At 44.3% G+C, this 19,033-nt stretch carries 18 protein-coding genes; 10 read left to right on the forward strand and 8 right to left on the reverse strand.

Annotated elements, in window-relative coordinates; genetic code table 11:
• Positions 1 to 2: 2 nt before the first annotated feature.
• The 5 genes from BM257_RS11895 to BM257_RS11915 all read right to left on the reverse strand — a co-directional run bounded on the left by BM257_RS11895 (position 3) and on the right by BM257_RS11915 (position 5,667).
• Positions 3 to 887 (reverse strand): AraC family transcriptional regulator, encoded by an 885-nt coding sequence (locus BM257_RS11895; RefSeq protein WP_092072901.1) that lies wholly within the window; start codon positions 885 to 887, stop codon positions 3 to 5.
• Between the two features lie 5 nt (positions 888 to 892).
• A complete protein-coding gene (gene dapA, locus BM257_RS11900; RefSeq protein ID WP_092072904.1) occupies positions 893 to 1,780 on the reverse strand; it encodes a 4-hydroxy-tetrahydrodipicolinate synthase in 888 nt (295 codons plus the stop codon).
• Positions 1,781 to 1,940: 160 nt separating this feature from the next.
• The gene (locus BM257_RS11905) at positions 1,941 to 4,058 is read right to left on the reverse strand and encodes an alpha amylase C-terminal domain-containing protein (protein ID WP_092072906.1); all 2,118 of its coding nucleotides are present in this window, start codon (positions 4,056 to 4,058) and stop codon (positions 1,941 to 1,943) included.
• A 9-nt stretch (positions 4,059 to 4,067) separates the two neighbouring features.
• Positions 4,068 to 4,514 (reverse strand): NanQ anomerase/TabA/YiaL family protein, encoded by a 447-nt coding sequence (locus BM257_RS11910; RefSeq protein ID WP_092072910.1) that lies wholly within the window; start codon positions 4,512 to 4,514, stop codon positions 4,068 to 4,070.
• A gap of 31 nt (positions 4,515 to 4,545) precedes the next feature.
• Positions 4,546 to 5,667: an MORN repeat-containing protein gene (locus BM257_RS11915; protein ID WP_092072912.1), complete on the reverse strand. Its 1,122-nt coding sequence runs from the start codon at positions 5,665 to 5,667 to the stop codon at positions 4,546 to 4,548.
• A 119-nt stretch (positions 5,668 to 5,786) separates the two neighbouring features.
• Here BM257_RS11915 and kdsB point away from each other — a divergent pair, with 119 nt between their 5' ends.
• Genes kdsB through BM257_RS11930 form a run of 3 tightly spaced genes read left to right on the forward strand, consistent with a single transcriptional unit; the run spans position 5,787 to position 8,687 of the window.
• Complete coding sequence (gene kdsB / locus BM257_RS11920; protein ID WP_092072915.1) at positions 5,787 to 6,536, forward strand: 3-deoxy-manno-octulosonate cytidylyltransferase; 750 nt, start codon at positions 5,787 to 5,789, stop codon at positions 6,534 to 6,536.
• Complete coding sequence (nudC, locus tag BM257_RS11925; RefSeq protein ID WP_092072918.1) at positions 6,533 to 7,276, forward strand: NAD(+) diphosphatase; 744 nt, start codon at positions 6,533 to 6,535, stop codon at positions 7,274 to 7,276. Before kdsB ends, nudC begins: the two co-directional genes overlap by 4 nt.
• Positions 7,277 to 7,283: 7 nt before the next feature.
• A complete protein-coding gene (locus tag BM257_RS11930; RefSeq protein WP_143096846.1) occupies positions 7,284 to 8,687 on the forward strand; it encodes a GH25 family lysozyme in 1,404 nt (467 codons plus the stop codon).
• Here the strand turns inward: BM257_RS11930 and BM257_RS11935 are convergent.
• The gene (locus tag BM257_RS11935) at positions 8,678 to 9,337 is read right to left on the reverse strand and encodes a tRNA1(Val) (adenine(37)-N6)-methyltransferase (protein ID WP_092072924.1); all 660 of its coding nucleotides are present in this window, start codon (positions 9,335 to 9,337) and stop codon (positions 8,678 to 8,680) included. The two genes, BM257_RS11930 and BM257_RS11935, sit on opposite strands and share 10 nt — an antisense overlap.
• Positions 9,338 to 9,438: 101 nt before the next feature.
• Between BM257_RS11935 and BM257_RS11940 the strand changes: the two genes are divergently transcribed.
• The 6 genes from BM257_RS11940 to BM257_RS11965 are packed head-to-tail and all read left to right on the forward strand — an operon-like array spanning position 9,439 to position 17,223.
• On the forward strand, positions 9,439 to 10,659 hold the full coding sequence (locus BM257_RS11940) for an HD domain-containing protein (RefSeq protein ID WP_092072927.1): 1,221 nt from the start codon (positions 9,439 to 9,441) through the stop codon (positions 10,657 to 10,659).
• Between the two features lie 48 nt (positions 10,660 to 10,707).
• Entirely contained in the window at positions 10,708 to 11,688 is a 981-nt protein-coding gene (lpxD, locus tag BM257_RS11945; RefSeq protein ID WP_092072930.1) for a UDP-3-O-(3-hydroxymyristoyl)glucosamine N-acyltransferase, read from the forward strand.
• A 3-nt stretch (positions 11,689 to 11,691) separates the two neighbouring features.
• Positions 11,692 to 13,074, forward strand: a complete 1,383-nt coding sequence (locus BM257_RS11950) for a bifunctional UDP-3-O-[3-hydroxymyristoyl] N-acetylglucosamine deacetylase/3-hydroxyacyl-ACP dehydratase (RefSeq protein ID WP_092072933.1) — start codon at positions 11,692 to 11,694, stop codon at positions 13,072 to 13,074.
• A gap of 5 nt (positions 13,075 to 13,079) precedes the next feature.
• Positions 13,080 to 13,853 carry an acyl-ACP--UDP-N-acetylglucosamine O-acyltransferase gene (lpxA, locus tag BM257_RS11955; RefSeq protein WP_092072936.1) on the forward strand — a complete coding sequence of 258 codons (774 nt, stop codon included), beginning with the start codon at positions 13,080 to 13,082 and terminating at the stop codon, positions 13,851 to 13,853.
• 27 nt (positions 13,854 to 13,880) lie between these two features.
• Complete coding sequence (gene miaA, locus BM257_RS11960) at positions 13,881 to 14,777, forward strand: tRNA (adenosine(37)-N6)-dimethylallyltransferase MiaA (RefSeq protein ID WP_092072939.1); 897 nt, start codon at positions 13,881 to 13,883, stop codon at positions 14,775 to 14,777.
• Positions 14,770 to 17,223 carry a transglycosylase domain-containing protein gene (locus BM257_RS11965; protein ID WP_092072942.1) on the forward strand — a complete coding sequence of 818 codons (2,454 nt, stop codon included), beginning with the start codon at positions 14,770 to 14,772 and terminating at the stop codon, positions 17,221 to 17,223. Before miaA ends, BM257_RS11965 begins: the two co-directional genes overlap by 8 nt.
• Positions 17,224 to 17,234: 11 nt before the next feature.
• On the opposite strand, the gene BM257_RS11970 is transcribed toward BM257_RS11965, so the two are convergent.
• Both BM257_RS11970 and BM257_RS11975 read right to left on the reverse strand, forming a co-directional pair.
• Positions 17,235 to 18,170, reverse strand: a complete 936-nt coding sequence (locus tag BM257_RS11970; RefSeq protein WP_092072945.1) for a GNAT family N-acetyltransferase — start codon at positions 18,168 to 18,170, stop codon at positions 17,235 to 17,237.
• Complete coding sequence (locus BM257_RS11975) at positions 18,158 to 18,562, reverse strand: sugar 3,4-ketoisomerase (RefSeq protein WP_092073004.1); 405 nt, start codon at positions 18,560 to 18,562, stop codon at positions 18,158 to 18,160. The genes BM257_RS11970 and BM257_RS11975 overlap by 13 nt, the downstream gene beginning before the upstream one ends.
• 80 nt (positions 18,563 to 18,642) lie before the next feature.
• Here BM257_RS11975 and BM257_RS11980 point away from each other — a divergent pair, with 80 nt between their 5' ends.
• On the forward strand, positions 18,643 to 19,014 hold the full coding sequence (locus BM257_RS11980) for an alkaline phosphatase family protein (RefSeq protein WP_092072948.1): 372 nt from the start codon (positions 18,643 to 18,645) through the stop codon (positions 19,012 to 19,014).
• The last annotated feature ends 19 nt before the right edge of the window (positions 19,015 to 19,033 follow it).

Genomic DNA, 19,033 nt, shown 5'->3' on the forward strand with positions numbered 1-19,033 from the left:
TCTTATACGATGATTCTGGTCTTATGATAATTCTCCCTGAACTCCGATGGAGAGCAGTTCTTTTTCTTTTTGAAGATACGGTTGAAGTTACTGAGGTTGTTAAACCCACAGGCATAGCTGATCTCAGCAATACTCTTGGAAGTGTCCACCAACATCCGACTGGCAAAGCCCAACCGGAGGTCAATGATATACTCACTGAGATTCCTGCCTGTATGCAACTTGAAGAAACGGCTGAATGCCGACGGGCTCATCCCTGCAATTCCCGCCATCGTTGCCAGGCGGATCTCATCCATATAGTTCTGACTGATATAGTTCTTGACTTTCAAGATACGACGGGAATCACTGCCTGCCTCTACTTTCGCATAGCTACTGGTGGCAAGGGTGCGGGCTCCGTCACATTTAGACAACTCATAAAGGATGGTCATAAACTGAGTCACTGCATAGAAGCCGTCCTTCACCGAACTCAACGTGTCAATCAAATGGTAAACACGCATGATAGCCTCCAAGGGGAAAGAGAGTCCCTTACGAGCTTCCAGCATCATCTTACGCATCGAATTGAAAGGATTATGTGAGAGGAAGCTGTCTTCGCTAAGGTCAAAATAGAACTGGACCGTCACCTCACGGATATCCTCACTGGTACAGGTGTTCTGTTCCCAGACATGCTCCAAGTCCGGACTCGTGATCAATACCAAGTCAAACTCGTCAATAATCTCGTTAGAGTCACCGACGATACGGCGCACACCAGGGGCATGCTCCACAAAATTCAGTTCGAAGACCTCATGATTGTGAATAGGATAGGTGAACTCTTTCTTCCTGCGATCCGCAATATAGAGAGAATCCTTACCCATCAAGGGCGTTATCTCATGAATAACCCTGCTTTCCTCCATTCACCTCATATTTTTAATTCTTTCATGATTTCACTCATCCGTTGCAAGGTAGAGATACGCGTCGGCACTAAAGGCAGACGGAGCACATTCTGAATATAACCCATCTCATGAAGCATCGCCTTGACACCAGCAGGATTACCATCGACAAACAACAAAGAGAAAAGGTCTTGGAAACGATGATGAATTTTCCGAGCAGGATCATACTCACCTTTCATCTGCAGGCGGATCATCTTGGAGAACTCACGGGGCAAGGCATTGCCAATCACGCTGATAGCACCCACCGCACCACATGACACCATGGGGAAGGTCAGCGCGTCATCACCAGAGAGCACCTCAAAGCCACGGGGCTTGTTCTTGATAATCTCATCCACCTGCTCCAGATTACCACTTGCCTCCTTGATGGCAACGATATTCTGACAGTCACGAGCCAGACGAACTGTCGTCTCTGCTTTCATGTTCACACCAGTACGTCCCGGAACATTATAAAGGACAACGGGTAATGAGGTAGCTGCAGCTATGGTTTTAAAATGCTGATAAAGTCCTTCCTGTGAAGGCTTGTTGTAATAAGGGCATACACTCAAGATGCCATCAACACCCCGGAAGTCACGTGTTTGCAGTTCCTGAACAATCTCTGCGGTGTTATATCCACCACATCCGACAAGAATAGGCACTCTGCCACCCACTAAACTGACTACCAGATCCTTGATCTTCTGTTTCTCCTCTGCCGTCAAAGTGGGTGTCTCACCCGTTGTGGCAAGAATACAGAAGAAATCAGCGCCATTGTCGAGCTGATATTCCACGAGACGAATCAGCGACTTATAATCCACCGACCCGTCTTCCAAAAAAGGGGTTATCAGTGCTATTCCTAATCCTTTGAAGATATTATGTACCATAATAGAAATATATTTCTGTTTGCAAAAGTACACAAAAATATCGAAAAAGGAAACGGAATAAAAGAAAAATTTACAGAATATATAGAATTAATTGTCAAATGAAAATGGTCATACTGGTACAGACACCAATATGACCACTATCCATGAGTGTATCTTTGCTTTACAATTTCCGCAATACAACAGCCGAGCGAGCAGGGATATACAACTTCAGCCATTCCTTATGATCCTGTACATAGAGCGGGTCATAATTGGTGATGTGTGTCACACTGTCGTCAGCGAAGCCATTACCGCCAAACTCCTTAGCGTCCGTGTTAAGGACAACCTCATAGGAACCCGTCGGCACGAGGAATCCGTAATCGGTATAGGAACGTGTCGGAGAGAAATTGAACACAAACACCAAGTCGCCACGCATATAGCACAATACCTGGTCTCCGTCATCATGCCAGATCTCCGTGACAGGAGTAGCCTGGAAGTTCTTCTGACTCTTAATGACCTCCAACATCTTGCGGTCGAAGTCACCCAGCCAGTGATAACAGAGCTCCTTGTTATCTACCAGATTCCACTGACGGCGTGCATATTTATAGCTCCATCCATTACCCTCACGTGGGAAGTCAATCCATTCGGGATGTCCGAACTCATTACCCATGAAGTTCAGGTAACCGCCATTGATGGCACCTGCTGTCACAAGTCGGATCATCTTATGGAGGGCAATGCCACGATGTACCATATCGTTCTCGTCACCTTTCTTGAAATGCCAGTACATATCGGCATCGATCAGACGGAAGATGATGGTCTTGTCACCCACCAATGCCTGGTCGTGACTCTCGCAGTAAGAGATGGTCTTCTCGTCAGGACGACGGTTCTTCACCTCCCAGAAAATGCTGCATACGTTGATATCCTCGTCACGAACCTCCTTGATGGTCTTTATCCAGTAGTCAGGGATATTCATCGCCATGCGATAGTCGAAACCATAACCGCCATCCTCAAACTTAGCGGCAAGACCCGGCATACCAGAAACTTCCTCTGCGATGGTGATGGCATTGGGATTGACTTCGTGTATCAGACAGTTGGCAAGGGTCAGATAACAGATAGCATTATCGTCCTCATGACCATTGAAATAGTCACCATATCCACCAAAAGCCTCACCAAGTCCATGACTATAATAGAGCATGGAGGTCACACCGTCAAAGCGGAAACCGTCGAACTTATACTCCTCCAACCAATATTTACAGTTTGAGAGCAGGAAATGCAGCACGTCATCCTTTCCATAGTCAAAACAGAGTGAGTCCCATGCCGGATGCTCATGACGGTCACCAGGATAGAAGAACTGGTTGGGGTCACCGGCAAGATTACCCAGACCCTCTACCTCGTTCTTCACAGCATGAGAGTGGACGATATCCATAATCACGGCAATACCCATCTTGTGTGCCGTGTCTATCATCTCCTTCAAATCCTCCGGTGTACCGAAACGACTGGATGGTGCGAAGAAACTGGATACATGATAGCCGAAAGAACCGTAATAGGGATGTTCCTGAATAGCCATCACCTGAATGGCATTATAACCATCCTTCTTGACACGAGGCAAGACGTTCTTCGTAAACTCCTTGTAGGTTCCAACCTTCTCCGCATCCTGTCCCATACCTACATGGCACTCATAGATCAGCAATGGAGACTTGTTGGGTTTGAAATTCTTCTTCTTGAACTCATACTTCTTTTCAGGATTCCATACCTGTGCGGAGAAAATCTTCGTCTGGTCGTCCTGTACTACACGACGACACCAGGCTGGGATACGCTCTCCTTCTCCCCCATTCCACTTCACCTTCATCTTATAAAGGTCACCATGTTTGATGGCTTTCTCAGAGAGTTTCAGTTCCCAGTTACCGGTTCCCTCAATACGCTTGCATTTGTATTTCTCACTCTCCTGCCAGTTATTGAAGTCACCGATCAGATATATCTCCGTAGCATTGGGAGCCCACTCACGGAACACCCAGCCTTTGGCGAGTTTGTGAAGACCAAAATAAAGATGACCGGAAGCAAACTGTGACAATGTCTGCTTACCGTTCCTTGTCAACTGACCGATCTTCCATAAGGCATGATCATGACGACCACGGATAGCACCCTCGAAAGGCTCCAGCCATGAGTCGTCCCTTACCAACCCAATGTGCTGAGGAACCTCTACTTTTTTCTTAGGAGCCGCTTTCTTAGGAGCCGCCTTCTTCGTTGCGGTTTTCTTTACTGCCGTCTTTGCAGTTGTGGTGGTTTTCTTTGTTGTTGCCATAGTATTGACTTATGCTTTTACTTTAAATATTGCTTTCTTAAATTCAGGAACACCAGCGATACAGGGGGCATGTCCGTCTTGTGGAAAGAAGATTGCCATCATACCTGGCTGACAAGTGACATAACTCTCTGCTGCGAGGTCTGGAATCTTGGTGATATCCTTCTCTGCATTATAGGTGGCTGCTGGCAGATTCTCACGAGGTGTATAGCCAAATGTCTCTGTATCTGTAATAGGAATCTGGATATCAATCATCTTGTCATGTGTCTCAATCACTGCCTCATCAGGAGTTTTTCCCTTGGTCATCGTAATATTGACAAAAAGGTCTTTCCCTTCAATCTCATACTTTCCTACCTCAAGGGTCTTCAAATCATGACTCTTTAAAAACTCAATCACTTTGGAGAACAACGGGTTCACTGACTCATAGTTCTTCAGATTCTGTAAACTGTCGATAATCATAATAGCTTATTTTTAGTAGATTTGATATTTGTTACTTGTTAACTTCCCTTCTGCCTCGGACGTATCTTCCTGAGGACGTGACATTTCCATTAGCATCTTTCTCTACAAACGGACCGTCACGACGGTCATCTACATAAGAGCCTTCAAAGCGCTTGCCTTCTTTATCCTGCTCTATAGCAGGACCATTGCGGCGACCTTCCTTGAAGACACCCTTGAACTTAGAACCGTCTGCATAGCGGACAATACCCTCACCATGGATCATTCCGTCTTTAAACTGTCCTTCGAAGACATCCCCGTTCTTAAGGGTTAGTTTACCCTTGCCATTGGGTTTGTCCTTATTCCACTGTCCTTGGTAGACATCACCATTTTTCCATACCAGCATACCGTCACCTTGCTTGTCACCATTGTAGAACCCGCCGGTATATTTATCACCGTTGGCATAACGGAAAACTCCTTGCCCCGTTCGCTCTCCTTGTGCATAGTCTCCCTCATAGGTGTCTCCATTCTGAAACTTATAGATACCTTTTCCATGTGGATTATCCTCTTTCCATTGACCCACATACAAGTCGCCATTGGAATATTTGAACACCCCTTTACCTTGGCGCAGGTTATTCACATACTGACCATCATAAGAAGAACCGTCAGGCCAGATGAAAAGACCTTTTCCATTCTTCATATCGTCTTTCCACTGTCCATCATAATAGGCACCTCCCTGATAAGTGTATTTCCCTTGACCATTACGCTTGTCAGCTTTCCAGTTTCCGTCATAGATGTCGCCGTTAAAATAATACATGGTACCATGCCCTTGCTGCTCGTCAGCATACCATAGTCCCACATATTTATTATTATTCTGGAAATAAAAGGTTCCCGTCCCATGCTGGTGATCCTGAAACCATTCTCCCTCATACTTCTCTCCATCGGAGAATGTATAAGTTCCCTGTCCTTGACGCTTGCCTTTCGCATACTCTCCCTCATACCAGTCACCATTCTGATAAGTGGCGCGTCCTTTCCCATGCGGTTTCCCGCTGGACATCTCACCTTGATAAGCGCCACCATCGGCTGTCGTACATGAGCCCAGTGTGATTTTCTGGGCATAAAGTGTCATAGAGGATAAGGTCAAGAAGACCCATAAAATATTTCGTTTTTTCATCATTGATTCCATTTTAACTTTACAAAAGTAGGAAAAAAAGTGTGACCCTCAAAATTAATTAGAGTATATTAACGCAACATTCAGATATTTTTGTACCTTTGCACAAAAATCAACATATAATTATGAAGTTTATAGGAATCATTCCAGCACGTTATGCATCAACACGCTTTCCAGGGAAACCTTTGGCATTGTTAGGCGGTCGTCCCGTTATCCAGCATGTATATGAGAAAGCGGTTGCTGCAATAGGAGAGGCTTATGTTGCCACTGATGACCAACGTATCTTTGAGGTAGTAAAGGCGTTTAGCGGACAGGCGGTCATGACACGATCTGACCATCAAAGCGGCACAGACCGTATCGAGGAGGCTTGTGAGAAGATTGGCACTGATGCTGACGTGATCATCAATATCCAAGGTGACGAGCCTTTCGTTGCCGTTTCACAGATTGAGACACTGAAAGGACTCTTCAACCACCCACAGACACAAATCGGTACATTAGGAAAACGATTTGAGTCCATGGAGGCTGTCATGAACCCCAACTCCCCCAAGATTGTGACGGACAAAACAGGTTTCGCACTCTATTTCAGTCGTTCTGTCATTCCTTATATCCGAGGAAAAGAACAAGACTGTTGGATAAACCATTTCTCATATCTGAAACACTTAGGTATTTATGCCTACCGCCGGGAGACACTTTACGAAATCACCCATTTACCATCATCGTCATTGGAACTGGCAGAGAGTCTGGAACAATTACGATGGTTGGAGAACGGTTATCGCATCCGGGTGGGAATCACTGAGGTGGAGACGGTAGGTATCGACACACCAGAGGACCTTCAACGCGCAGAAGTTTTCCTGTTAAAACAAAAAAGCGAATGAGATATTTTGTATTCTGTCAAGGGGATATCGTCCTGGAAAAGACTTCAGGAGGCTACCGTATCCCTGAGGAGCCTCCCACGGAACTCAAACCGTGGACAATAGTGATGGATGTTGATGACGATAAAGCCTACCGCATTGATCTTCCAATACAAGGAAATGAGCATTTCGAGATGTGCGGGTTACGCCAAAGTTATTATAAGTTACCCAAAGAAGATTATTTGAAGGCAGGCAAATGCCAAGAACTGCTCTACTGGGACCAGAACACGAAATTTTGCGGTGTATGTGGAGGACCGATGAAATTCCACACTGCTATCTCGAAACGATGTGTAAACTGTGGAAAGGAGGTGTGGCCGCAACTGGCTACAGCTGTTATTGTATTGGTTCGTAAAGACGACGAGGTTCTCCTCGTACATGCCAAGAATTTCCGTACAGACTTCTATGGACTGGTGGCAGGCTTCGTAGAGACTGGTGAGACCTTAGAGGAAGCTGTCCACAGGGAAGTCATGGAAGAGACAGGACTTCATATCAAAAACCTGAGATATTTCGCTTCACAACCTTGGCCGTACCCTTGCGGACTGATGGTGGGCTTTACAGCCGACTATGACGGAGGTCAGATCCATCTGCAACGTTCGGAACTATCGAAGGGGGCGTGGTTTGACAAAGACCATCTGCCACAGATTCCTGAAAAGCTTTCTATTGCACGCCAATTGATAGATTATTGGTTAGAACAAATGAAATAAGGATACCTTGAGAAAACGTACAACTATAGCTGACATCTGCGTGATAGTACTATTAGGTGCTATCCTTCCTTTCTCACCACTCATCCATTTACGACCATCGATGCGCATGAATGACAAGGTGATTGTGAAAATTCACCAACGTCCCTCTGACGACTCTCTCCGCCATGCCATCCAACAAACAGAAAATGAAATTGTGGAAATGGAATACTATTTTCGTGTCCATAAAGCCACTGATGAGGGATATAACCAAATTGCCGCCTATCACACAAGACTCCAACAACATAAGAGTCACCTGAAGGCACTGATGAGTACTCCACAAACACGGTATCTCTCTTACGACACCATTATCGCAAAAGATCGTCCGTTAGTAGCTGTAAAGACAAAAGGTGGTTTTTGGAAGGCAGGACAATACCATGTCGGTGAAAAACTCTTCGGAAAGGGCATCATGACAGATTTTGAAGGACAAGTTATCAGAGGAATATGGGACCAGGACACTCTTGTGGTGGCATGGCGTACAGACTCTATTGGCACCTATTTCGGTCAGATGGATGATAACTTGATGGCATCCGGACAGGGTATCTATCATGCTTATGGCATCAACTATTATGACGGTCTCTGGCAGAATGGTCGACGGCATGGTTTTGGCTATGAGTCATCACCACATCACCAACTACGTATCGGAGAATGGAAGAAAGGACGTTTCCTTGGGGAACGGCTGAAATATACAACAGAGCGAATATACGGGATTGACATCTCCCGTCATCAACATGAAAAGGGGCGCAGGCGATTCATCATAGAATGGAAGAAACTGCGTATCCTGTCATTAGGCAAGAATCATCCCACCGACGGCAAATCCTTCCCTGTCTCGTTTATGTACATCAAAGCTACAGAGGGTACTACTATTCAGAACCGCTATTTCCGCCAGGATTACGTTCAGGCAAAGAAACATGGCATCCATGTCGGAGCCTATCATTTCTTTTCCATGTTATCTTCGCCCCAGGCACAGGCAGCCCATTTCTTGAAATATGCGACGATAGCCAAAGACGATTTCCCTCCCGTACTGGATGTTGAACCTTCGGAAGCACAGATCCTAATCATCGGTGAGGAGGAGCTGATGCGTCGTATCCGTATCTGGATGAGTATCGTGGAACGGCATACAGGGAAGCTACCCATACTCTATGTCAACCAGATGTTCATTCTTCGACATATGAAGAATGCCTCTGATATCAAAAAGAAATATAATGTCTGGATTGCCCGCTACGGAGAATATAAACCTGATGTTAAACTGGTCTATTGGCAACTTTCACCAACTGGAAAAGTTCAGGGCATCACTGGTGATGTGGACATCAATGTGTTCAATGGTTATCAGGGACAGTTCTCTGAGTTTGTCCGTACAGGGTTTCACAAATAAAAATCACCCGTTAATGTCTTGTACTCCTCATCGCCGATAGTGATGATAGAATGATCACACAATATCGGATGTTTCACAAACGACAATAGATAACGTTTCGGCGGTTTTCGCTCTACTGTACGAACCCCTACTACTTGATGAGGAAAGAATCCCACAAATGTTGCCTCGTCCTCCATCCGTCTCTTATAATCAAAAGGGACGATTACTGAGAACTCACCGTCATCTGCCAACAAACGATATGCTGCCTGCATCAGTTCCGCATAACTCAACGTGTCTGTATGTCTTGCAATATTCCGTTGTTGGTCGGGAGCATTCAAGGAATCAATGAAATATGGTGGATTACTGACTATCGAGTCGTAAACCCCTTCATGCTCCTGCACAATTTCCTGTTTTATAATAATCTGATAGCTGAAAGGGGACCTCTCGACATTGACTGTCGCTTGTCTGACAGCACCTTCATCAATGTCAATAGCAGTTACCACAGACTCCTGATAACGTTGTGCCATCATTAAGGCTATCAGTCCTGTTCCCGTACCAACATCTAGTATCCGCTTACCACCTGGAGCCCATGCTCCAAGCAACACGCCGTCCATACCTACTTTCATGGCACACAGGTCTTGTTCTACAACAAATCGCTTGAATTGAAACATGTTCCTTTCGCTAAATCACATGCAAAGATAACTATAATTTATTAATTCGTATCTTGGTCGTTTCAAAAAATTGTAGTACCTTCGCACAAAAATAGAAAAAGATGGACGGTTATAAAATCATCAACGATCCTGTTTTCGGGTTTATTAAGATCAGGAAAGGACTGCTTTACGACATCGTACAGCATCCGTTATTTCAACGTCTGAATCGTATCAACCAACTCGGGCTCGCCTCAGTGGTTTATCCAGGCGCAAGACATACGAGATTCCAACACTCAATAGGTGCCTTACACTTAATGACAGAAGCCGTGAAGTCTCTGATAGAGAAAGGGATTTACATTTTCGACTCAGAGGCTGAGGCAGTGAAGGCCGCCATCTTGATGCACGATATCGGACACGGTCCGTTCTCTCATGTATTGGAAGACACACTGATTCACGGCATCTCCCATGAGGACATCTCACTGATGATGATGGAAAAGATCAATAAGGACATGCACGGAGAATTGAATCTCGCCATATCCATTTTTAAAGACGAGTACCCTAACAAGATCTTCCACCAATTAATTTCCAGTCAACTTGACATGGATCGCCTGGACTATATCAGGCGTGACTCTTTTTTTACAGGTGTAACAGAAGGGAACATCGGTTCCGCCCGCATTATCAAGATGCTGAATGTGAAGGATGACCGTCTGGTAGTAGACGCCAAAGGCATCTATTCAATCGAGAATTTCCTAACTACAAGACGACTGATGTACTGGCAGGTTTATCTGCACAAGACTGCAGTCGGATACGAAAAGATCCTCGTCAATACTTTACTGAGAGCCAAGCATTTGTCACAATCTGGTAAAGAAATTTTTGCAACCCCTGCCCTCGCCTATTTCTTACGTCACGATGTTGATGCGGAATGGTTTGCGACCCACCCAGAGACACTGCAGATGTATGCTGACCTTGATGACTCAGACATCTGGAGTGCCATGAAGGTTTGGAAAAATTCTGACGACATCATCCTCTCAACACTCGCCAAGGACATGCTTGACCGCCATCTATTCAAAGTGGAGGTCAGTGAAGAGCCTCCGACACCAGAGCACCTTGCTGAAATCAAAAAGAACATTTCTGAAACAATAGAGATTTCCGATGAGGATACATCCTATATGATGACACTTACTGAGATTGGCAAAGACATGTATAATCCTGAGGATGACAGCATTGGTATTCTATTCAAAGACGGAATAGTAAAAGATATATCCGAAGCATCAGAAATACTAAATGTTCAACTCCTTTCTAAAAAAATCCGTAAATATTACCTCTGTTATCATCGTTTTTAAGAAAAAAGTTGTATCTTTGCAAGGTTAAATAAAAACTTTGTGTAAAGAATGGAATTTACAGCCCAACAAATAGCCGACTTTATCGGTGGTCGTGTGGAAGGTGATGCACAAGCAAAAGTACACACTTTCTCAAAAATAGAAGAAGGAAAAGAAGGAGCAATCACATTCCTGTCGAACCCCAAATACACTCATTATATTTATGACACAAAGGCTTCTATTGTCCTCATCAATGAAGATGTAGAACTGGAGGGTCCTGTTAGTACGACACTCATTCGAGTCGCTAATGCCTATGAGTGTGTTGCGAAGTTGATGCAGATGTATGCTGCCTCACTCCCCAAGAAAACGGGTATTGACTCACTTGCCTTTATCTCAAAATCCGCAGAGATTGGCAAAGACGTGTATATCGGACCTTTCTGCTATGTTGGTGACGGTGTGAAAATCGGCGATGGTTCCATGATTTACCCTCACGTGACCATTTACGACGGATGTAAGATCGGCAAAAACGTAACCATCCATGCTGGTGCGGTTATTGGAGCTGACGGTTTTGGATTTGCTCCCAACCAAGAAGGCTATGACAAAATACCACAAATGGGTATCGTAGTCATTGAGGACAATGTGGAGATTGGCGCAAACACCTGTGTCGACCGCTCTACAATGGGACAAACCATAATTCATCAAGGTGTAAAACTTGACAACCTCATTCAAGTGGCTCACAATTGTGAGATTGGTGAGAACACTGTAATGTCAGCACAAGTAGGAATGGCTGGCTCTACCAAGATTGGTGCATGGTGTATGGTCGGTGGTCAAGCAGGCTTTGCGGGACATATACAGGTTGCAGACAAAACTATGGTGGGTGCCCAATGTGGTGTGATTAGCAACACGAAAGGCAATGGTGAGAACTTAATCGGTTCTCCTGCCATGGATCCAAAGGATTTCTTTAAGGCAAAAGCACTTTATCGTCGTTTGCCTGATATGTACAAGGAAATCAGTGCCCTTCGTAAGGAAATAGAAGAACTCAAGAAAAAATAATATATGAAACAAAAAACACTCAAAGGCAGTTTCTCCTTGTTTGGAAAAGGACTGCATACGGGATTGAACCTCACAGTAACCTTTAACCCAGCACCCGAGAATACTGGCTATAAAATCAAACGTATTGATTTAGAAGGTGAGCCCGTGATTGACGCAATTGCCGAGAATGTGATAGACACCCAGCGTGGTACCGTATTAGGCAAGGGTGAAGCCCGTGTCAGCACCGTTGAACACGGTCTTGCAGCCCTTTATGCGATGGGGATCGATAACTGTATGATTCAAGTCAATGGTCCAGAGTTTCCTATTCTCGACGGCTCTGCCATCCAATATGTGGATAAAATTAAAGAGGTAGGGATTGAAGAACAAAATGCTCCCAAAGACTGGTATGTGATTCGCAAGAAAATCGAGGTAAAAGATGAGGAGACAGGGTCATGCATCACCATTCTTCCTGATGAAGATTTCTCTCTGACAGCTATGTGTTCTTTTGAGTCAAAATTCATCAACAGCCAATTTGCTTCACTCGACAAGATTGATGACTTTGTCAGTGAGATAGCCGCCGCCAGAACCTTTGTATTTGTCCGTGATATAGAACCATTATTACAGGCGAACCTCATCAAAGGCGGTGACATGGATAATGCTATCGTCATTTATGAGAGAAAAACTACTCAGGAGCGTTTGGACATGTTGGCTGACATGTTACATGTTGAACATCGTGATGCCAATGAGCTAGGATATATTCAGCATAAGCCATTGGTATGGGAAAATGAGTGTACACGTCATAAGTTATTAGATGTAATCGGTGACATGGCACTTATTGGGAAACCCATTAAAGGTCGTATCATTGCCACCCGTCCAGGACATACTATCAACAACAAGTTTGCTCGTCTGATGCGTAAAGAGATTCGCAAGCATGAGATACAAGCTCCTATCTATGATCCTAATGAGGAACCCATCATGGACATAAACAAAATCCGGGAGCTCCTTCCACACCGTTATCCCATGCAGTTGGTCGACAAAGTAATTTCCCTTGGTGCCACAAGTATTGTCGGTATCAAAAACGTGACAAGCAACGAGCCGTTTTTCCAAGGACATTTCCCTGAGGAGCCTGTAATGCCAGGAGTCTTACAGATTGAGGCAATGGCACAATGCGGCGGATTACTTGTACTGAACACATTAGAAGAGCCTGAACGCTGGTCAACCTATTTCATGAAGATTGACGACGTGAAATTCCGCCAGAAAGTTGTTCCTGGTGACACCTTGTTGTTTAAAGTTGATCTCCTCGCTCCTGTTCGTCATGGAATATCCTCCATGAAGGGATACATCTTTGTGGGCGACCATGTTGTCGCTGAAGCGACTTTTACTGCACAAATTGTAAAGAACAAATAAGATATATGGCAAATCAGATTCACCCTATGGCTGTTGTCGATCCTGAAGCTAAATTAGGAGACAATAATATAATCGGTCCATTCTGTGTGATAGACAAGAATGTAATAATAGGCAATAACAATAAGTTTCTGAATAATGTGACAGTGCATTTCGGTGCCCGTATTGGTAATGGTAATGAGTTCTTCCCTGGATCAAGTATTTCTACCAAACCTCAGGATCTGAAGTTTCAAGGTGAGGAGACTACTTGTGAGATTGGCGATAACAACTCTATCCGCGAAAATGTCACCATTAGTCGAGGTACTGCCTCTAAAGGGAAAACCGTTGTAGGTAATGGCAACCTGTTGATGGAGAACATGCATGTGGCCCACGATTGTGTGATTGGCAATGGCTGTATCATTGGGAACTCCACAAAATTTGCCGGAGAGGTTGAGGTCGATGACTTTGCTATCATTTCCGCTACTTGCCTTTTCCATCAGTTCATTCGTGTGGGCAGCTACGTTATGTTCCAAGGTGGATCACGTACCTCACAGGATATTCCACCTTATGTTATTGCTGGCAAGGAACCAATCCGCTATGCAGGTGTTAACCTCATCGGACTGCGTCGTCGCGGATTCCCTAATGAGACTATTGAGGCAATTCATGACGCCTACCGTCTTATCTATGCAAAAGGTGTACTGAAAGATGGTATTGTGGAAGCTCGTGCTAAATACCCTGACTCGAAAGAGGTGGAGTATATCTGCTCGTTTATTGAAAACTCCAAGCGCGGAGTTATCAGGTAGTTAATTGTTGATATTAAGAATTGACAGTTGGCATCACTCATTGTAATCACAGGTCCGACAGCTGTTGGAAAATCAGAACTTTGTATTGATATCGCCAAATACTACGGTATTCCTATTATCAATGCAGATTCTCGACAGATTTATCGGGAGTTGAAGATTGGAACAGCGACACCAACGGAGGAGCAGCTCAAAAGCGTCAAGCACTATTTCGTAGGAAGTATCAGTATTGATAATTATTTCAATGCGTCGATGTACGAACAGGATGTACTGACATTACTGGACAAACAATTCAAGCACTCCCCCATCCAACTTCTGACAGGAGGTAGTATGATGTATATTGACGCTGTCTGTAACGGTATTGACGACATCCCCACTATTCGAGAAGACATTCGTGAGGAGATGAAAAAACGCTATGCCAATGAAGGACTAGAGGCTCTCTGTGAGGATTTAAGGAGATTAGATCCTGAGCATTATGAAATCGTAGACAAGAAAAACTACCGTCGTGTGATTCATGCCCTTGAAATCTGCTACCAAACAGGAAGGACCTATACGTCTTTCCGCAGACAAGAGAAGAAACAACGTCCTTTCAAAATTATCAAAATCGGACTGAATAGGGAACGAGAGGAGCTCTATCACCGTATTAACCTGCGTGTTGACCAGATGATGACGGATGGACTGCTTGACGAGGTCCAATCACTCCAAAGCAAACGTACCAATAACGCATTGAATACAGTAGGCTATAAAGAAATGTTCACATATCTTGACGGTACCTGGTCACTGGAAGAGGCTGTTGAGCGTATAAAAGGAGACACCCGTCGCTATGCCCGTAAACAACTCACATGGTTTAAACGTGACGAAGAGATGCGGTGGTTTCATCCACAACAAAAAGAGGATATTTTGAAGTATATATCGCAATATGAATAAATACGTTGAAAAATGCTGGCAGGCATGTAAGAATGTCTGGCAATGGTATAAAGGGTTGTATCGAGGACGCAAATGGTATACGAAGACTTTGGTAGGTTTTACCTCTTTTATCGTTGCCTTCATCCTCTATCTCTTTATGGTGGATATCAATTTCCTGTGGCTCTTCGGTAAGTCGCCAGGTATGAATGCCATCATGCATCCCAAGACAACACAGGCATCAGAGCTCTATAGCGCTGATGGAATATTGATTGGTAAATACTTCAGTGAAAACCGCACCCCTGTGGAGTATGAGGATGTCAACCCTGTCTTCTGGCGTGCTTTGATTGACACGGAAGATGAGCGGTACTATCAGCATTTCGGTATTGACTTCCAAGGAGTATTTGCTGCCTTCAAGGATTATGTTGTTCATCACGATGCACGTGGTGCCTCTACCATCACCCAGCAGTTGGTCAAGAACATGTTCCGTGTCCGTACTGAATATTCTACAGGACTCCTCGGTTCTATACCTGGTGTGAAGATGCTCATCATGAAGAGCAAGGAATGGATTACCGCAGTGAAACTGGAGATGTTCTTCGACAAAAAAGAAATTCTAACAATGTATGCTAATACGGTAGACTTCGGCTCCAATGCATTCGGCATCAAGACTGCGGCAAAGACATATTTCGGAACGACACCGAAGGACCTTACTCCCGACCAGTGCGCCATCCTCGTGGGACTGCTCAAGGCTACCACTTATTATAACCCACGTATCAATCCAGAGAATTCTTTCAACAGAAGGAATGTTGTATTGAACAACATGCTCAAGCACAAGGATATCACCAAGGTGGCTTATGACACATTGACAAAGAAACCAATCGACTTGAACTATAGCGTTGAGAACAACTATGACGGAAAGGCTCTTTACTACCGTGACGCTGTCGCAAGTTATCTCAGAGAATGGTGTAATGAGAATGACATCGACCTCTACAGAGACGGATTGAAAATTTATGCGACCATCGATACCCGTATGCAGAAATATGCGGAGGAAGCGGTCATCAAGCAGATGAAGATTATTCAAAAGAGTTTTGATAATCATTGGCTAGGTATGAACCCATGGCGTGACGAACGCGGGCAGGAAATTCCAAATTTCATCGAGAATCTAGCTAAAAAATTACCTTATTATAAATACCTGAACCAAAAATATAATGGTAACCAAGACTCTATCAATTACCATCTGAATACCCCTCATACCGTTAAACTCTTTGACTATGAGCAGGGATTCATCGAAAAAGAGATGTCTACCATGGACTCTATCCGTTATATGGAGCATTTCATGCATTGTGGCTTCGTTGCTATGGAGCCACAGACAGGTCATGTGAAGGCATGGGTGGGTGATCTTGATTTCAAGACTTGGAAATACGACAAGGTGACGGCAATGCGACAACCCGGCTCTACTTTTAAGCTCTTCGTCTACACCGAAGCAATGAACCAAGGCATCACGCCTTGTGACACTCGTCAAGACTCCTATTTCTCCATGAAGGTTTATGATTCTAAACAGAAAAAGGAGGTATTATGGGCTCCCACTAATGCTGATGGACGATTCTCGAATGCCAATATCACGCTGAAGCAGGCTTTTGCGATGAGTATCAATTCCGTTGCTGTCAAACTAGGACAGGAAGTTGGCATCCCTCAAATCGTCAAGACCGCTCATGAGATGGGTATCAAGAGTAAACTCGACCCTACTCCCGCACTTGCCTTAGGTTCCAGTGATGTCACATTACTTGAACTAGTGAATGCCTATTGTACACCTGTCAACGGAGGTATGGCTCATGAACCTGTATTGGTGTCCCGAATTCTCGACAGTGATGGCAAAGAAATTTATAATGCCAAGACGGAAGACAAACAGAGCATTCCACAGAAGAGCGCTTTCTTTGTTCAACAACTACTACAGGGCGGTATGCACGGTACCAGTAGTGCTCTCTACCGTTTCATCAGTAAATACCTTAATGACACGGACTTCGGTGGTAAGACAGGAACAAGCAACAACCATTCTGATGCCTGGTTTATTGGGACGACTCCTAAACTAGTTGTCGGTGCATGGGTAGGTGGAGAATACCGCTGTATACACTTCCGTACAGGACAACTAGGACAAGGCAACCGCACGGCATTACCTGTCTGTGGTAACTTTCTCGAACTTGTATTAGGTGATCCAGCCTTCAAACAGTACCGTACAAAATTCACTCTTCCAAAGGGACTTGATGCCAGTGCTGTAGCATACAACTGCGGAGGTTATTTCAAGATTCCATCAGACTCTGACTCTTTGTCTACGGATAGCATACGTCATACTGACATCCCTGCTGCGGAAGGATCTGTGGAAAATGCCGATAAACCGTCATCTACAGAGTCTCATGCCAGTCAGACTCCCCTCCCCTCACAGCCACATGCTGCTGAAGAACCCAAAGAATAATTTAGTTTATCTTAAACATCCCACTCGTAAGTGTCATAACAGACGGCACGGGCTCCAAAGCCTTCCTTTTGATATATTAAGTTCTCGTTAAGGATATCGCTATGTGTTTCCGTTGATTTCCCGAAATCTAGATACATGTATTCTGGATAAGCAACAATAATCTCTTTGATGATGGCATTGACGACACCCAATCGTTTCCCCTCTGCCGTGGATGAGATATATTGTGTATGAACAACCTGTGAAGTAATATAAACCACACATCCCCCTAACATCTGCTGTTCCCTGTAAGCCGCATATAGGACAATAGAGGAAGGGAAGCGCTGATGCAGTAAGAGTATCTCATCCAAAGTATGCACAGGAGAGACCCCATGACATTTTTGAAGATTCTCTTTCAATATCTGCCAGAATTCGGCATAGTTATCACTCTTTTCCACCCGTATTCCGTTATTTGATGCCACATGGAGTCCGTGTCGACGATCTTTCTTCCATTTCAAAGGCTTAGCCAACACAATGGTGGAAGACACATCACGCTCCATCAGACGGTAATCGAAGACCCGATACATGGCATAGAGAGGTTCTTCTGCTGGTATTTGATGATATATCCAAGGAATAGACTTATAAATGACCCGATGGAAATCATGGTCCTGAAGGTACTGTCTCAATAACTGGAAACACTCCATTACATGTACGGTTGTCGCCTCTGTACCCATAACAAGCCCCCCATAAGTCAGTCCTTGATGTGAATACAAAATTTTGCCGTTCTCATTAGCGGGGAAAAGGGCATATAGATTCTCGTCCCTATAGAAAAGCAGGGAGTGGTCGTGAAAGCGGTCTGCATGATAGTCCATATAATGTCGGTCGAAGAGAAACGTACCGTTCTTCGACTGAGCGACGAATTGATTCCATTCGTCTGCCTGCCCAGCATTATATCTAACTATCTTGAACATCCTACATATTTCAGGAAATCTTCATAATCATATATATAATCATCCTCTTCGTAGAGTTCTGAGGCAAGTACTAAACATACGGCACCACTGGAGAAATCATCCAATGTACGCCATGTGTTGGTTTCAATAAGCAAACCCTGATACGGATGATTCAGCAAGACAGTCTCCCGTTCATAACCATTATCAAGTGTCACATGAAACGAACCACTAAGTGCTACCACAAATTGTTTCAACCGTTTATGTGCATGCCCTCCACGACTCTCTCCTGCCGGAACATCATACACCCAATAAGCACGTTTTATCTCAAAAGGAACATTCTCCATCTGCTCCGCCACTGTCAGATTACCTCGTGGGTCGGTAATCTTCGGAAGGTTAATGATTTCTATTTTCATATAATATATAACGACATAAAACATATAATATTATATAGGTTTAAACGATATTCATAGGATGAAAGATCACACATCGTTTCATGCATCGTGATGCCATCGTCATCTATATGCCAGATCATGGTGAGATGTGTTTTGACGGAAGTAAGACATTTGGAAGAACCCTTGAAGTTAACACACCGAATGAGGTCTATCAGCAGTTTGAGATTCCTTTCTGGATTTGGACATCACCTATCTTACGGAAGAACCATCCAGACATCGTCCAACAGATTATCAAGGCAAAAGACCGCCCATTCATGACAGACAATATCAGCCAACTACTATTATATCTTGCAGACATCTCCACTCCTTATTATCGGGAAGAGGACAATCTGATCAGTCCATGTTACAATATTGGACGCAAACGAATGCTGATGGGTACTATTCCATACGATGAATACCTCCATAAAAAATAGGTGCTACAACCCATAGATT

It is taken from the genome of Prevotella sp. tf2-5 (assembly GCF_900115435.1).
Classification (GTDB): Bacteria; Bacteroidota; Bacteroidia; order Bacteroidales; family Bacteroidaceae; genus Prevotella.

Excerpts from the sequence above, each read along its gene's own strand:
- BM257_RS11935 (WP_092072924.1), bottom strand. The coding sequence starts at position 9,337 with ATGTTTCAATTCAAGCGATTTGTTGTAGAACAAGACCTGTGTGCCATG.
- kdsB (WP_092072915.1), top strand. The coding sequence starts at position 5,787 with ATGAAGTTTATAGGAATCATTCCAGCACGTTATGCATCAACACGCTTT.
- BM257_RS11915 (WP_092072912.1), bottom strand. The coding sequence starts at position 5,667 with ATGATGAAAAAACGAAATATTTTATGGGTCTTCTTGACCTTATCCTCT.
- BM257_RS11940 (WP_092072927.1), top strand. The coding sequence starts at position 9,439 with ATGGACGGTTATAAAATCATCAACGATCCTGTTTTCGGGTTTATTAAG.
- BM257_RS11965 (WP_092072942.1), top strand. The coding sequence starts at position 14,770 with ATGAATAAATACGTTGAAAAATGCTGGCAGGCATGTAAGAATGTCTGG.
- nudC (WP_092072918.1), top strand. The coding sequence starts at position 6,533 with ATGAGATATTTTGTATTCTGTCAAGGGGATATCGTCCTGGAAAAGACT.
- dapA (WP_092072904.1), bottom strand. The coding sequence starts at position 1,780 with ATGGTACATAATATCTTCAAAGGATTAGGAATAGCACTGATAACCCCT.
- BM257_RS11950 (WP_092072933.1), top strand. The coding sequence starts at position 11,692 with ATGAAACAAAAAACACTCAAAGGCAGTTTCTCCTTGTTTGGAAAAGGA.
- BM257_RS11895 (WP_092072901.1), bottom strand. The coding sequence starts at position 887 with ATGGAGGAAAGCAGGGTTATTCATGAGATAACGCCCTTGATGGGTAAG.
- BM257_RS11970 (WP_092072945.1), bottom strand. The coding sequence starts at position 18,170 with ATGTTCAAGATAGTTAGATATAATGCTGGGCAGGCAGACGAATGGAAT.
- BM257_RS11980 (WP_092072948.1), top strand. The coding sequence starts at position 18,643 with ATGCATCGTGATGCCATCGTCATCTATATGCCAGATCATGGTGAGATG.
- lpxD (WP_092072930.1), top strand. The coding sequence starts at position 10,708 with ATGGAATTTACAGCCCAACAAATAGCCGACTTTATCGGTGGTCGTGTG.
- BM257_RS11905 (WP_092072906.1), bottom strand. The coding sequence starts at position 4,058 with ATGGCAACAACAAAGAAAACCACCACAACTGCAAAGACGGCAGTAAAG.
- lpxA (WP_092072936.1), top strand. The coding sequence starts at position 13,080 with ATGGCAAATCAGATTCACCCTATGGCTGTTGTCGATCCTGAAGCTAAA.
- BM257_RS11910 (WP_092072910.1), bottom strand. The coding sequence starts at position 4,514 with ATGATTATCGACAGTTTACAGAATCTGAAGAACTATGAGTCAGTGAAC.
- BM257_RS11975 (WP_092073004.1), bottom strand. The coding sequence starts at position 18,562 with ATGAAAATAGAAATCATTAACCTTCCGAAGATTACCGACCCACGAGGT.